The sequence below is a fragment of the Spongiibacter nanhainus genome, assembly GCF_016132545.1.
Lineage (GTDB): Bacteria > Pseudomonadota > Gammaproteobacteria > Pseudomonadales > Spongiibacteraceae > Spongiibacter > Spongiibacter nanhainus.
Genome location: NZ_CP066167.1, coordinates 1,299,729 through 1,313,447, shown reverse-complemented (window position 1 = coordinate 1,313,447; position 13,719 = coordinate 1,299,729). Strand labels below are relative to the sequence as shown.

Genomic DNA, 13,719 nt, shown 5'->3' with positions numbered 1-13,719 from the left:
CTGTGCTGTATTCCATCGGCTACGCCACCAAGGCAATCGAGGATTTTCTCGCGCAACTGGACCGGCACAATATTAATGCCATTGCCGACGTGCGCTCGGTGCCTTACAGCAAGGTGTTTCACGACTATCACCGGGAAGCACTGGCAGCGGCTTTGCGCGCCCGAGGCATCCACTACGTCTACCTGGGAGACGAACTCGGTCCCCGTTCCAAGGACCCCAGCCACTATGACCATAGCAATCAAGTGCAGTTTGATCGGCTGCAACAGGCGCCGCTATTTCAGCAGGGCATTGAGCGCCTGCAGCGAGGCATCGACAAAGGGCTGACTATTGCTCTGCTCTGCGCAGAGAAAGATCCGGCGGTTTGCCACCGTAGTTTATTGATCGGCCACTACTGGCAGCACGCGCTGGGCATGCCGCTGACGCATATACTCCACAGCGGTGAATTGGAAACCCAGACAAGCACTCAGCAGCGCTGGCGGCAACAACAGCCTATCGTGCCAGATATGCTGACCCCCGAAGACCGCTGCGACGCGCTGGCCTGGCAGGCTCAGTGCCGACAATACGCCTACCGGCGCCCGATGGAATCATGATTGCCGTCACCAAGTTGCCATAGTCCTGCGTTAGCTTATGGCCTTTTAACCTGTCACATACCTGTCGCAGTTTGAGAGGCTATCATGCAAACATCCAGCCGCCGCGAGCTACTTCGCGCCATGTTTTTGGGGTCTGCCGCCGTCGGGCTTTACGCCTGTGGGAGCTCCTCTAGTTCCCCCAACCGCGGCTCCGGAGATTCTCCCAACCCGGACAATCCCAACCCAGACACTCCTAACCCAGACATCCCCAATCCCCCCGCACCAGCGGCTACGCAACTCCCCCTGCAACCCGGCCCCCTCAGCCAAATCGGCCCCTTGGTCGAGTCCGATGTGGATAGCATTTTGATCCCCGAAGGGTTCAGCGTGCGCCGGGTTGCGCGATCCGGTATACCTGCCAGTCTGGGCTTTACCCCCTGGCACCAGGCACCGGATGGTGGCGCCGTATTTATGGCCGACGACGGCGGCTGGGCGTATGTCTCCAACAGCGAAAGCACTCCGGGCGGTGTGGGTGCGCTGCGCTTTAACGCCAGCGGCGAGGTCACCGACCACTACCGCATCCTCCGCAACACCCGTCGCAACTGCGCCGGCGGCGCCACCCCCTGGCAGACCTGGCTGTCCTGCGAGGAAGTTGGCGACGGCCTGGTCTATGAATGCGACCCCTTTGGCGATGCCGACTCGGCAGTGGCCCACCCCGCGTTAGGAATTTTCAACCACGAGGCCGCCGCTGTGGATATGCCCACCCGCAGCGTCTACCTCACCGAAGACTCCGGCAGTGGTCGCCTGTACCGCTTTACCGCTATCGGCAATGCTCCAGCCATTAACGGTCGCGAAGGCCTTAATCTGGACGCCGGCTTGCTGGAAGTGCTGGAAATCGAGGGCTTTGAGAATGGCGGTTACCAAGACGATCTGAGCACCGCCCGCAAGCTGCACAAGGTCAGCTGGGTGCCTGTGCAATCCCCCGACCGTCCCCAGGCCGAGGTGCGGGATGAACTGAACGCCACCGGCAGCGCGCCGGGGACGGTCTTTAAAGGGGGAGAAGGCATCTGGATGCAATATTTCCCCGAGGGTGAACGCCCCAATGTTGAAGGCAGCCCCAACCCGCTGCGGGCGGTGGTGTTTTTCACCTGTAAAGGCGACAACCGGGTCTACGCCTTGGACGTGGATAACGACCTGATTGAAGTGGTGTTCGACAATGATCAGCTGATCGGCAACGACATGCCCATCAACGATGTCGACAACCTGGTGGTCAGCCCCGCTGGCGATGTGATTGTGGCGGAGGATGGCGATGCCATGCGACTGCTGCTGGTGATCCCCAACCAGCCCTCAAAGATTCTGTTGCAAGTCCCGGGCGGCAGCAGTGAGCTTACCGGCCCCGCCTTTACCGCCGACGGCAGTCGCCTGTATTTCAGCTCACAGCGGGGGCCGGTATTTTTCGGCATCCCCGGCCTAGGTCTCACCTATGAGCTGACCATACCCGAAGCGTACCGGAGTTAGTGCGGGCATCTCACCCGGCTCCGGGACCAAAGGATGCGGGCCCTATCGGCGGCCCGCTCCTGTCAAGGATTCCCGGGCTCCAACACTGCCCACTGTGAGGTGGTAAACACAGTCACCTTGGCGCAGTTTCTTCACTTCAATCTGCTTCTCCGTGTTGCTTCCCCGGCTGTCAATGCACAGTAACTCCGGGCTGTAGTAGCGGCCATAGCGATCCAGAGTCACGTCTGCACAAAACCGCTCCCAGGCCCAATCACTCAACTTTTCAGCTGACTCATTCTGCTGGGAATACGCCAAGCCCTGCCGCTCAACAAAATTAAAATCCACGATAACCCCGACCAGTCGACTGCCATCGTTTACCAGATCGATGCGCTTATAGTCCCGCCGGGGCGGCAATGCCGACAAGCGCTCGACCGACTGGGCCAGTTGCGGATTATTTGCCGCCGCCTGTTTCAGGCGTTGGCGCCCTTCGGGCGTTACCCAACGTGCCAGCAGGCGATTATCGGCACGGCTTAGTGTCTCTGTTTTCCAAACATCGTTGCTGTAGTAACTGTGGCCGACCTGTTGGCGCTGATTGAAGGCTTCGTCCAACAGCCGGAAATCGCCGCTAGCTAGCACTGCCTTTTTGGTGGTATCGATAGGCTGACCCAGTGATAGGCCAACGTGGTTGGCGGGACAGGCCGCAAAGAGAAAGTGCGGCCAGGCCAGTATGCCGATGACAACGGCGATCCATGTGGTTTTCTTCACGTCCTGTGTCTCCTTTTTGTGGATTCCTGTATTTTCTGGATATCGGTGGTGGCAGATCCGGCATGGACGTGGCGGAAACCAAAGCGCTGTCCGCCCTACGCGACGCCCGAAGTTCATCCCGAAACGTAGGGCGTACATTGCATTTCATGTACGCCGAAACAAATCACCCAGTCCACGGCGGACAGGTAAAGCGTTGTCCGCCCTACGCGACGCCCAAAGTTCACCCCGAAACGTAGATACCATCTCTCCCATACCGCCACAAGCGGTGTTTTTTACACCGTTTGTGGCCTGTATTCCGTTTGATTCTTGATCACACCAAAGCAGATATGCACCAACTTACGCATGGCAGCACCGATGGTCTGCATGCGGTTTTTACCGTTGGCCAATAGTCGTTCTTTCATCGCTGAGACATCCGGGTTGTACTGGCTGGCGCATACGGCCGCCATGTACAGCTTCGCTCTCACTGAGGCCGGGCCCCGCTTACTCAGCGCACTGCGTCCTCGAAACACCCCCGATTCCACCTGGGTAGGAATCAGGCCAAGATAAGCCGCCACCTGTTTGGCGCCAGTGAAATTCCGACTATGGATCACCGACAGCATCAGGCGGCTGACGACCTTTCCCACGCCGGGGATACTCTCCAACAAGGCCTTGTCATGCTTGAGCCCAGGGTGGCGATCAATGTGGTCGTCGATGTCCTCTTCGATACGGCGTTTCGCCTTCTCCAGCTCGCTGAGCATGGTGTGGATAGAGTCTAAAACCGTCTGCGATGCAGGGCGGAGTTCCGCCTTCTCCAAGCGGTTGCATTCTCGCTGGTAATCCACTTCCAGTGCTTCCAGGCGGGCAATCAGCGCCTTCAGCTCACGGATTTCCAGCGGCTCGGGCTGCCAGAGGGCAGGGTCGCGTTCAGCGCCAAAGCGGGCAATGATTAAACTATCTTGCTTATCCGTTTTGTGGGTATTGCCCAGGCTGTGGGCGTAGGCTTTGATGTGGGCCGGGTTGACCACCGCAACCCGAAAGCCGGCATCGTGTAAGGTGAGGGCGAGCTGCTCATGGTAAATCCCAGTCGCTTCCATCACCACCAGAATCTGTGCGGGCTCAAGCTTTAAGGTCTTGGGCAACCATTGGCACAGTGCTTGATGGCCTTTATTGTCATTGGCCATCACTTTGGTCTTCACCTTCAAAGTGGTGTGATCACGAAGCCACAGGCAATCCAGCTTGGCCTTGCTCACATCGATCCCAACAACGTCTGTCATCTTTCCAACTCCCCTTGTCCATGCAGCGTCACCGGCCCTAGCGCCGGGCGCTTGGATACCATTCAATATCAAAGATGAGGGGCCGGGAGGATAATCTACGTCGCAGCTTCAAGAGCTAAGGGCGGACACATCCTCTAAACCCGGCCAGTAAGCAACGGGAAGCTAACCCGTCACTTTGGAGAGATACAAGGGCGTACATCGCATTTTATGTACGCCGAAGCAAGTCACCCGGTCCACGGCGGACAGGTAAAGCGCTGTCCGCCCTGCGCGACGCCCAAAGCTCATCCCGAAACGTAGGGCGTACATCGCATTTCATGTACGCCGAAGCAAATCACCCGGTCCACGGCGGACAGGTAAAGCGTTGTCCGCCCTGCGCGACGCCCAAAGTTCACCCCGAATCGTAGGGCGTACATCGCATTTTATGTACGCCGAAGCAAATCACCCGGTCCACGGCGGACAGGTAAAGCACGGTCCGCCCTCGCGACGCCCAAAGTTCATCCCGAAACGTAGGGCGTACATCGCATTTCATGTACGCCGAAGCAAATCAACCGGTCCACGGCGGACAGGTAAAGCGCTGTCCGCCCTACGCGACGCCCAAAGTTCACCCCGAATCGTAGGGCGTACATCGCATTTCATGTACGCCGAATCAAATCACCCGGTCAGCGGCGGACAGGTATAGCGCTGTCTGCCCTACGCTATTTTCCTGGGTTTCTGCGCTCTGTGTGCAGCAACTCGGAAAAGTGCGCCACCAGCAGATCCGGTTTGGCATCGGCAATGGGCGACCCGTGATTGTAACCGTAGCTGACGCAGGCGACGGGCATATGACAGGCGCGAGCGGCTTGTACGTCATTGATAGAGTCCCCCACCATAACCGTGCTGTCTACAGACACGCCAAGGCGTTCACAGGCCAGCAACAGGGGCGCCGGGTCCGGCTTGCGCTGGGGCAAGGTGTCGCCTCCCACCACCACCGGCAGCAGTGCTTCGAGACCAAAATGCGCCAGTAGCGGATGGGTAAAGCGCTCCGGTTTGTTGGTCACGCAGGCCATTTTTATGCCCTGAGCTGCCCAGTATTCCAGAGCTTCACGCACCCCCGGATACAGTTGACTGCGGGACCAACTGTCTTCCCCATAGGCGCGGTAAAATTCAGCCAACAAGCGTTCAACCTGGGCCGCCGGGGCCCGTGCCTCATCGACTTCCAGCGCCCAAGCCAAGCCCCGCTGGGCAAGTTTTGGCGCACCATTGCCCACCCAGTGCCGCGCCCGGGCCTCGCCAGCTGGAGCATAGCCCAGGGACTCCAGCGCCGTATCCAACGCTGCGGCCAGGTCGGGTACGCTGTCCACCAGTGTGCCGTCCAGATCAAACAGCAGGCCGCGCAGCGGCGCGCTCAGCAAGGCATTGAGACCGCTCATACGCTGGCGAGCTGAGTCCGCATGCCATCGATAACGGCGCTGTAATCGTCCTGATTGAAGATCGCCGAGCCGGCTACAAAGGTATCGGCGCCAGCAGCGGCAATATCGGCGATATTCTTGGCAGAGATACCGCCGTCCACTTCCAGGCGAATATCCCGCCCACTGGCATCGATCAGCGCCCGCACTTCGCGGACTTTATCCAGCGTCGAGGGGATAAAGGACTGACCGCCAAAGCCGGGGTTCACCGACATCAGCAGAATCATGTCCAGCTTGTCGATTACGTATTTCAGTACGTCGGGCCCTACCGCCGGATTAAGCACCAGCCCGGCCTTGCAACCCGCATCCCGGATCATTTGCAGGGAGCGATCAACATGGATGGAGGCGTCGGGGTGAAAGGTAATGTAGCTGGCACCGGCCTCGGCAAAGTCGCCGATCAGTTGATCCACCGGTTTAACCATCAGGTGCACGTCGATCGGCGCCTTAACGCCGTGTTTGCGCAGCGCCTTGCAAACCATTGGGCCGATGGTGAGGTTGGGCACGTAGTGATTGTCCATCACGTCGAAGTGAACGATGTCGGCCCCTGCCTCCAGTACGTTATCCACTTCCTCGCCCAGACGGGCAAAATCCGCCGAGAGAATCGACGGGGCAATCCAATAGTCAGCCATGCAAGAATCCTGTAGGAACGTTTAGAAATAAAGATTGGTGGGTATTTTAAGGCATCCCGCCCGGGGAATCAGCCGGGCTGCGATCAGCTGGGCTGCACTCAGCCGGGCCGCGATCGGTCGGACGGCGTACCGTCGGGCTGCGTTCAGCTGGGCTGCACTCAGCCCAAGGCTCCCGCTGCCTCTTCGCGTAGCAAGGTATCCAATTGCGCCAGACGCTGGGGGGTGCCGATATCCCACCAGCGGCCGGCAAAGTATTCGCCGCTGAGCTGCTGCCGGGCCATGGCCTCCAGCATAATCGGCTTAAGGGCCCGCCGCCCGGCATCGAGACCGGTAAAGCAGCGGGGGTGCCACACACTGATACCGGAATAAGTTAGACGCGCACCCTCGCCCTGTTCACCGACGCGGCCTTCGCTCAGCACAAAATCCCCCTCGGGATGATGAGGTGGGTTGTCGATCAACACCAAGTGGGCACCGCCAGACTGGGCGGCGGTGGTGGCCGACAGCAGCTGAGCAAAGGGGTAGTCAGTCCACACGTCGCCATTGACCAGCAAAAACGGTTCTTCGCCCAACAGCGGCAGCGCCTGAACAATGCCACCGGCGGTTTCCAGGGGCTCGGCTTCCAGCGACAGCCGGAGCGATAAACCGTAGCGGGAACCATCACCCAAATAGTCCTGCAAACGCTCCGCCAACCAGCTGGCATTGACCACCACTTCCCCAACCCCGGCCTTCGCCAAACGCTCCAGGTGGTAGTCAATCAAGGGCTTGTCCGCCGCTTTAAGCAGCGGCTTGGGGCAGGTATCGGTGAGCGGTCGCATCCGCGTGCCCAAACCCGCGGCAAGGATCATCGCTTTCACGCCGACGGCTCCTCGGAGCTCCCTGAGTAGCCCTCTCGATAGCTTTCCTGGTACCAGGGCTGACTCTGTATCGATGGCATCAGGCGCCGTTCAAACCAGGCGACAAAGGGGGCTAGCTCCTCATAACGGCGCGCCACCGACAGGGTGTAGTGCATCACCAGGGGTAGATCGTTCAGGTAGCCGTGTTTGCCATCGCGAATCGACAAGCGTGCAAAAATGCCCAGCACCTTAAGGTGGCGCTGCAGCCCCATCCAGTCCATATCTTTGGCAAACTGAGCGGCATCGGGCAGTGCCAGCCCCGCCGCCTGCGCTTTGCTGTAGTAACGATCCCGCCATGCCGCCACTGACGCTTCCGGCCAGCAGATATAGCAGTCCCGGAGCAGTGAGACGAGATCGTAGGTCAGCGGTCCCCGCACGGCGTCCTGGAAGTCAATAAAGCCCAGTTCTCCGTCATCCAACACCATAATATTGCGGCTGTGAAAATCCCGGTGAACAAAACCCTGGGGCTGGGCCAGCGCCGCCTTGGCCAATGTGTCAAAGCACTGGGCCAGCAGAGTGTGGTCTTCGTTGTGCAGCTCCAGCCCCAGCATGGATTCCACAAACCACTGGGGAAACAGTGCCATTTCCTGGGTCAGGCGCGCGTAGTCGTAGTCAGGCAGGTCACCCTCAACCAGGGGAATCCGCTGCATCGCCAGCAGACTGTCAAGGGCCTTATCGTAAAAGGGTTCTGCAGCGTTGACGTCGGTCAGCAGCGGTAAAAGCAGCCGATCGCCAAAGTCCTCCTGCAACATAAAACCCTGTTGCAGATCCCAGCCCAGCAGCCCCGGCACGCGGATATCCGCCGCTGACAGGCGCTGCTGCACGGCAATAAATTCAGCGTTGTTCTCTTTTTCCGGCGGCGCGTGCACAGCGATAAACTGGTCCTGATCGGACAGGCTCAAGCGGTAGTAACATCGAAAGCTGGCGTCACCGGAGACCACGTCCAGGGTGCAGGGCGTGGACTCGGGCAGGCCAATGACAGACAGGCACCACACCGTTAAGCGATGCTGCACATTATCGCGGTGATGGTTGGCGGATTCAGTGGTCATCAATTATTGTGCCGAAATCGTTGTGCTGAGGGAGCAGACAAACGGGCATCCTAGCAGAGAATGCTTTATGATGCGCCTTCGCAAAAATTGCCAAATAACGTAGCCCACACTGTCGATGCCACACCGCCTGACCATCAGCATTCTTTTCCTGGCCCTCAGCACGACGGCTTATGGGCAAGACGCGTGTCAGGCACTAAACAGTGATGCCAAATCGGCGCCCCAGATCAACCTGGATTCCCTGAGCCTGCCAGAATACTACCGCCACTGGAACTGGGTACCCAACGACATGCTGCCCAGTGATGCCCGCTGCCAAACCTCTCCGGGCTGCGAGGGACGCTTTATCGAGCCGGCCCGGGACTGGATTGGCGCCGACCAGGACCCGGCCACCGCGCCCCTCAACGTTGCCTCAGACACCATTGAATCGGTGGGCGACCAGGCCACCATGACTGGCGACGTGCAATTGCGCAAAGGCAACCTCAGTCTCGACGCCGGCTACGCCCAATACCGCCGCAGCGACAGCACCGTGCTGCTGCGGGACAACGTGACACTGCGCCAGCCGGGAGTGATGATGCGGGGGCAGTTTGCGTTAATCGATACCAATCGCGGCCTCGGCGAACTGGAACAGGCTGAAATCCTCAGCCACGACAGCGGCGCCCGGGGCGCTGCCGGTCGCATTGCCCGTTCTGACTTCGGTCGTTTTGAACTCAGCGATGCCAGCTATACCCAGTGCACCCCCGACAACGAGACCTGGTCGCTGCACGCCAAGGAAATTGAGCTGGATTTCGAGAGCGGCCGGGGAGTGGCCAAAGGCACCAGCATCCGGGTCTACGATATCCCGGTGTTTTACACCCCCTACCTCAACTTCCCGGTAGACGACCGGCGGGCAACTGGCTTTTTGTTCCCCACTTTTGGCCTGGCCAACAATCAGCTGGATATTTCCACGCCTTATTACCTCAATCTCGCGCCCAACTACGACCTGATCCTGACGCCGCGCTTTATCGAAGAGCGCGGTGAGGCCCTGGAATCGGAGTTCCGCTATCTCAACGGCATTAGCGAGTGGGGGATCAAAACCAGCTATCTGCCCGAAGACCAGCAAAAGGGAGAGGATCGCTGGCTGCTGGACATTCAGGAAAAAGGCTTTTTCAGTGACAGTTGGTCATCAGAAGTCGACTACACCCGAGTCAGTGACGAAGACTACTTTGACGACCTGGGGCTGGCCAACTTGGAAGTGAAGCGCAGTACCCACCTCAATCAACAGGCACAGCTGAGCTTTCTTAACAACAGCTGGGCAGCGCGAGTGGAAGTGCAGCGTTACCAGACTATCGCGGCGGTGGAGGACCCCTACCGCAAGCTGCCCCAAATCGGCCTCCAATACCGCGCGCCGGCGAGAAATTTTCAGCTTGAACCCAGCATGGAGCTGGAATACACCTACTTTGACCACAATGACAGCGTCGAAGACGGCGGCAACCAGATTACCGGTCAGCGGCTTTATGGCACCGTGGGGGCCAGCTTCCCCATGCGCTGGCGCTGGGGCTTCATCAAACCGAGCCTGGAAAGCCGCAATGTTGCCTACGAGCTAGTGGATGCGGACCTGGTCGGGGCAGAGGAAAACCCCAATGCCAGCAGTACGCAGGGCAGCATTGATGCCGGCCTGTTCTTTGAACGCCCCCTGACCGTTGCCGGCAGCGATTTAACCCAAACCCTGGAGCCGCGGCTTTTTTACCGCTACGCCGAGTTTACCGATCAAAGCGACCAGCCCGATTTTGATACCTCCGCGCTGACCTTTACCTATCAACAACTGTTTCGCAGCAGCCGCTTTACCGGCCACGACCGCCTCGATGACGCCGACCAGCTGACCGTCGGGGTCACCAGCCGTTTTATAGAACACGGCGCCGGACGGGAGTTTCTCACCCTGAGTGTCGGCCAACTCTACTACTTCAGCGATGGCGAGGTGCAATTGCCCGGCGACCCCATTCGCGACGCCAGTAACTCCGACATTGCCACTCAGGTGCGTCTGCTGCCCAGCGAGCGGCAGAGTTTCAGCATTGATATGCTGATGGATGCCCGCCAAGGGGTAATCAACCAGAGCAATTTAAGCTACCATCAGCGCGGCGACAGCGGTGCGCTGCTGAATGTTGCCTACACCTTTCGCCGCGAGGGCAACCAGTTTGGCGGCTTGGAAGACGACGTCATGCAGGCGGAAGCCTCGGTCAGCGTGCCGGTGAACAACCAGTGGAAGCTGTTCGCCAAGACACACTACGATTTTGAAGACAACCGGCCGGTCGAAAACCTGGTTGGGGCCGAATATCAAAACTGCTGCTGGCTGACCCGGGTGGTTTACCAGCGGGCATTGGAACCGGACGACAACAATCTGTCCAATAACACAGTGGCCGGCAATTCCGGCACCGAGGTCAACTCTGCCGTGCTGGTGGAGTTCCAACTTAAAGGTCTCGGCGGTCTGGGCACCGCCGTCACCAGCGTTTTAAAGGAAAGTATTTTTGGTTACCAAGCTGATGAATAAAATGCCTGTGCGTATTGTTGCTGCGGCTCTGCTGGCCTTGTGCGCCAGCTTGGCCCAGGCGGAAACCCGCTGGCTGGACCGCATTGTCGCCATTGTCGATGAAGACATCATCCTCGCCAGCGAGATGGATGCCAGGGTGGAAGCAGTGAAAGCCAACATCGCCCGGGCCGGCAAAACACCCCCCGACGACGAGCGCCTGCGCCGGGAAATCCTCGACCTGCTGATCCTGGAGAGTATCCAGCTGCAAATGGCAGAGCGGGTCGGTCTGCGCATTGACGACGAGCAGCTCAACCAGGCGGTGACCCGGGTGGCATCCCGCAACAACCTTACCCTGCCGCAATTCCGCCAGGCATTGCTGGACAGCGGCGCCTCCTACCGGGAGTTCCGCGAGCAGATCCGCCGGGAAATGCTGCTGCAGCGCGTTCAGGCCGGTAACGTCAACCAGCGCATACAGATCTCTGATCAAGAGGTTGAAAATTACTTGGAGTCCGAACAGGGGCGCCAACAAACCTCGCCGGAATACCACTTGGCTCACGTGCTGATTGCCGTGCCTTCTGACGCCAGTGACAGCCAATGGCAACAGGCCGAGCAGCGCGCCAAAGCCCTGGCCGGCAGGCTCCGCGGCGGCAGCAAGCCAGAGGCTCTGGAAAGCGACGGCGTAAGAGTCAGCGACCTGGGCTGGCGCAAAGGCACCGACCTGCCATCGCTATTTGCCGATGTCGCCCCCAACATGCAAGACGGCGAGGTCTCTCAGCCCCTGCGCAGTGCCAGTGGCTACCACGTTATTCAGCTAGTGGAGAGCCGCGGCCTTCGAGAAGTGGTTGCCCAAACCCGGGCTCGCCACATCCTGCTAAAACCCTCGGCGATCCGCAGCGAACAGCAAACGCTGGAGCTGGCAAAAACACTGCGCCAGCGGGTGCTAAATGGCGAGTCCTTCCACGAGCTGGCCAAGGAATTCTCCGAGGATATCGGCTCCGCTCAAGAGGGTGGCGATTTGGGCTGGACCAGCCCCGGCCAGATGGTGCCGGCCTTTGAGCAGGCTATGCAAAACACCGATGTCGGCGAAATTTCGCCGCCGGTCAAATCCCAGTACGGCTGGCACATCATCAAAGTGGAAGACCGCCGTCAGCAGGACGTGACCGATCAACTGCGGGAGCGTATTGCCCGCAATGCGATTCACGAACGCAAGTTCCAGGACGAACTGGATATCTGGCTGCGCAAAATCCGCGCCGAGGCCTATGTCGATATCAAGATCTAAGCACTTGCCGGGCACTGGCCCGGCCCAGCGGATCACCCAGCTCCTTTACTCGCGGCCATTGCCATGACTCCCCGTATTGCTGTCACTCCCGGCGAGCCCGCTGGTGTGGGCCCGGAGTTGCTGGTCAAACTGGCCCAGCAATCCTGGCCGGCGGAACTCGTCGCCGTTGCCGATCCAGCGCTGTTACTGGAGCGAGCCAAGCAGCTCGGCCTACCGCTGGATTGCCGTGAAGTGGATTTCTCAGCGCCGCCCGAGGCCCACACCCCCGGCACCCTGCGCTGCCTGAGCACAGCCCTGGCGGCCCCCGCGCAAGCCGGCAAACTCGACGCCACCAATGCCGACTATGTACTCACTACCCTAAGATTAGCCACTGACGCCTGCCTGGCTGGGCACACCCAGGCGCTGGTGACCGGTCCGGTACAAAAATCCATCATCAACGACGCCGGTATTGCCTTTAGTGGCCATACTGAGTTTCTTGCCCAGCGCTGCGGCGTAGACAAAGTCGTGATGATGCTGGCCACCGACGAATTGCGAGTGGCCCTGGTTACCACCCACCTGCCCCTGCGGGCGGTAGCAGACGCCATTGACGACGCCGAACTGAGCCGCACCCTGGAAATACTGCAGGATGCCCTGCAACGGGATTTTGGCTGCGACAATCCGCGCACTTTGGTGTTGGGGCTGAACCCCCACGCCGGCGAGAGCGGTCACCTGGGTCGCGAGGAAATCGACATTATCAACCCCTGCCTGGCGCGCTACCGCCAACAGGGGTGGCAGTTGGAGGGCCCCCTCCCCGCCGATACCGCCTTTACGCCCCGCCATCTGGAGCGCTGTGATGCGGTGCTGGCGATGTACCACGATCAGGGCCTGCCGGTACTGAAGTACCAGGGCTTTGGTCGCGCCATCAACATCACTCTGGGGCTGCCCATTGTGCGCACCTCAGTAGACCACGGCACGGCGCTGGATTTAGCCGGCAGCGGTCGCGCCGATACCGGCAGCTTTGAGCAGGCCCTGCGCACCGGCATCGATATGGCCCGGGCCCGACATCGGATACCATCATGACCACCCACCGCGCCCGTAAACGCTTTGGCCAAAACTTCCTCCACGATCCCGGCATTATTCGCCGTATCGTTTCAGCGGTTGCTCCCAAACCGGGGCAGCGTCTCCTTGAGATTGGCCCCGGCCAGGGCGCCATTACCGCATCGCTACTGGACAGCGGCGCCCGGCTCGATGTCATCGAGCTGGACCGGGATCTGGTGCCGATCCTGGAGGACAAATTTGCCGATCGCGACAACTTTCACCTCCACCAGGGGGATGCGTTAAAATTCGATATTGCCGAACTGGCCGGGGATACGCCACTGCGGGTGGTGGGCAATTTACCCTACAATATCTCCACACCGCTGATTTTCCACTTGCTGGCCGCCCAGGGCGCCATCGCTGACATGCACTTTATGCTGCAAAAGGAAGTGGTGGACCGCCTGGCCGCGCAGCCGGGCAGCAAGACGTATGGACGCCTGGGGGTAATGGCACAGTACTATTGCCAGGTCGAGGGGCTTTTCGAGGTACCGCCAGAGGCTTTTAGCCCCAGACCCAAGGTACAATCCGCCATCGTTCGTCTGCGCCCTCACGACACCTTGCCCTACCCGACGAAGGATGTGGCAACGTTGCAGGGCATCGTGCGAGACAGCTTTGGCCAACGCCGCAAAACCCTGCGCAATACATTAAAAAATCATATTAGCAGCGAGCAATTGGAAGCCCTGGGTATATCCCCCACTGCGCGACCGGAACAGCTGGCCCTATCCGATTTTGTCGCCATTGCCAACGCTGTGTATCGCGAACAATGAAT

The 13,719-nt window shown here is 59.6% G+C and carries 12 protein-coding genes; 6 read left to right on the top strand and 6 right to left on the bottom strand.

The annotated features are described in order from the left end of the window. Positions 1-2 precede the first annotated feature (2 nt). Positions 3-590 (top strand): DUF488 domain-containing protein, encoded by a 588-nt coding sequence (locus I6N98_RS05980; RefSeq protein WP_198570885.1) that lies wholly within the window; start codon positions 3-5, stop codon positions 588-590. Between the two features lie 84 nt (positions 591-674). Continuing rightward, entirely contained in the window at positions 675-2,084 is a 1,410-nt protein-coding gene (locus I6N98_RS05975) for an alkaline phosphatase PhoX (protein ID WP_198570884.1), read from the top strand. Between the two features lie 42 nt (positions 2,085-2,126). On the opposite strand, the gene I6N98_RS05970 is transcribed toward I6N98_RS05975, so the two are convergent. The 6 genes from I6N98_RS05970 to I6N98_RS05945 all read right to left on the bottom strand — a co-directional run bounded on the left by I6N98_RS05970 (position 2,127) and on the right by I6N98_RS05945 (position 8,097). Continuing rightward, positions 2,127-2,828, bottom strand: a complete 702-nt coding sequence (locus I6N98_RS05970) for a hypothetical protein (protein WP_198570883.1) — start codon at positions 2,826-2,828, stop codon at positions 2,127-2,129. A gap of 272 nt (positions 2,829-3,100) precedes the next feature. Beyond that, a complete protein-coding gene (locus I6N98_RS05965) occupies positions 3,101-4,081 on the bottom strand; it encodes an IS110 family RNA-guided transposase (RefSeq protein WP_198570612.1) in 981 nt (326 codons plus the stop codon). A 695-nt stretch (positions 4,082-4,776) separates the two neighbouring features. Beyond that, the gene (locus I6N98_RS05960) at positions 4,777-5,490 is read right to left on the bottom strand and encodes a phosphoglycolate phosphatase (protein ID WP_198570882.1); all 714 of its coding nucleotides are present in this window, start codon (positions 5,488-5,490) and stop codon (positions 4,777-4,779) included. After that, positions 5,487-6,155: a ribulose-phosphate 3-epimerase gene (gene rpe / locus I6N98_RS05955; RefSeq protein WP_198570881.1), complete on the bottom strand. Its 669-nt coding sequence runs from the start codon at positions 6,153-6,155 to the stop codon at positions 5,487-5,489. Before rpe ends, I6N98_RS05960 begins: the two co-directional genes overlap by 4 nt. A gap of 158 nt (positions 6,156-6,313) precedes the next feature. Continuing rightward, complete coding sequence (gene murU / locus I6N98_RS05950; RefSeq protein WP_420496993.1) at positions 6,314-7,000, bottom strand: N-acetylmuramate alpha-1-phosphate uridylyltransferase MurU; 687 nt, start codon at positions 6,998-7,000, stop codon at positions 6,314-6,316. 5 nt (positions 7,001-7,005) lie between these two features. Then, on the bottom strand, positions 7,006-8,097 hold the full coding sequence (locus I6N98_RS05945) for an aminoglycoside phosphotransferase family protein (RefSeq protein WP_198570879.1): 1,092 nt from the start codon (positions 8,095-8,097) through the stop codon (positions 7,006-7,008). Between the two features lie 115 nt (positions 8,098-8,212). Between I6N98_RS05945 and I6N98_RS05940 the strand changes: the two genes are divergently transcribed. From I6N98_RS05940 to rsmA, 4 genes are all read left to right on the top strand, one after another. Then, complete coding sequence (locus I6N98_RS05940; protein ID WP_198570878.1) at positions 8,213-10,618, top strand: LPS-assembly protein LptD; 2,406 nt, start codon at positions 8,213-8,215, stop codon at positions 10,616-10,618. Beyond that, complete coding sequence (locus I6N98_RS05935; RefSeq protein WP_232787478.1) at positions 10,611-11,876, top strand: peptidylprolyl isomerase; 1,266 nt, start codon at positions 10,611-10,613, stop codon at positions 11,874-11,876. Before I6N98_RS05940 ends, I6N98_RS05935 begins: the two co-directional genes overlap by 8 nt. Positions 11,877-11,939: 63 nt before the next feature. Further along, positions 11,940-12,935, top strand: coding sequence for a 4-hydroxythreonine-4-phosphate dehydrogenase PdxA (gene pdxA / locus I6N98_RS05930; protein WP_198570876.1), 996 nt, complete (start codon positions 11,940-11,942; stop codon positions 12,933-12,935). Then, entirely contained in the window at positions 12,932-13,717 is a 786-nt protein-coding gene (gene rsmA / locus I6N98_RS05925) for a 16S rRNA (adenine(1518)-N(6)/adenine(1519)-N(6))-dimethyltransferase RsmA (protein ID WP_198570875.1), read from the top strand. Before pdxA ends, rsmA begins: the two co-directional genes overlap by 4 nt. Positions 13,718-13,719: the final 2 nt, after the last annotated feature.